Source organism: Acinetobacter sp. USHLN143 (genome assembly GCF_037145695.1).
Lineage (GTDB): Bacteria > Pseudomonadota > Gammaproteobacteria > Pseudomonadales > Moraxellaceae > Acinetobacter > Acinetobacter fasciculus.
On the sequence record NZ_JBBCWZ010000170.1, the window covers coordinates 1 to 1,040 of the forward strand.

Annotated in this window: 2 pseudogenes; both read right to left on the reverse strand. The window is 40.0% G+C overall.

The features are described 5' to 3' along the window. Positions 1–135 (reverse strand): annotated as a pseudogene (locus WFH18_RS17470) (IS5/IS1182 family transposase); the annotation flags it as partial. Between the two features lie 137 nt (positions 136–272). Beyond that, positions 273–935, reverse strand: a pseudogene (locus tag WFH18_RS17475) (OmpW/AlkL family protein); the annotation flags it as partial. Positions 936–1,040: the final 105 nt, after the last annotated feature.

The window sequence follows — 1,040 nt, forward strand, 5'->3', positions numbered from 1 at the left end:
TGGGCAGCCTGTTCTTATTCTATAAAGTATTGCTTCGACAAAATTTCTCAAATTAGATTTGGAATAGATATCAAAATTTCGGAAAATAGAAAGTAACTTAGACCAGTGTTGATCATTCAGCATTGTACGAGGCATAGCGAGAAGTAAATTTGGTTTGGCGATTAAATTTTACTTTCTCGCTATTTTTTTGAACAGAAAATGTCAACAGGCCCTAATATATTAAGCCTAAAAAAACGGCCGAAGCCGTTTTAATTAAAAATCGGATATTGAGCTTAGAAACGCATACCGATCCCGGCATAGGCCAGAATCGGATTGACTTCAATATCGGCTTTAGAGCGAATCAGTTCACCTAAATTTGCATCTGTCACCGTAATTGTCGTGTCATTTTTTAGATGTGCATAAGATACTGAACCGACTGCAAACCAAGTGTCATTAAAGTCATAGCTAAAGCCGACCGTGGCCACAGGCGCGAAAGCATCGGATGCTTCAAGCTTTACTTTTGGATCGGCTTCACTTAGCTTGCCTTCAAGGGAAGCACCAGCATTGCCTTGTTTAATATTGGCAATCATATGTCCTGCAGCAATCAGGTCCTGCTCGGTACGTGAGTTAATTTCCAGTTCATTGAAATAGGCATACATCACACCTAAGCCGACATAAGGCCGGAATTTATTCACTCCGGTTTTACCAAAGTGATACTGGAATTCAAAGGCAGGTGTCCAGGCGCGGGCAGAGGCAGCCGGACCATAGGCTTCCAGATCAGTAATCTCGATATCTTTCTTCAGTATAATATCGATAGGAAGTTCAATATTGCCCAGAGTAGGGGTTGCTGTTCCCGAGAACGGTGCATAGATTTTACCTTTACCTTGCAGATCAACCTTGGGTGGAATGCCGGCTTTCATTTCAAAAGAAATATTATCGGTAAAATAGTAGGTGGTGTTTCAAAAAGTATGCTGAAAAAAACAATATGGCTTTTGATAAAATAGAGGTATGAAAATAACGCTACAAATCAAATGTCCTACCTGTCTAAGTAACAATATAAA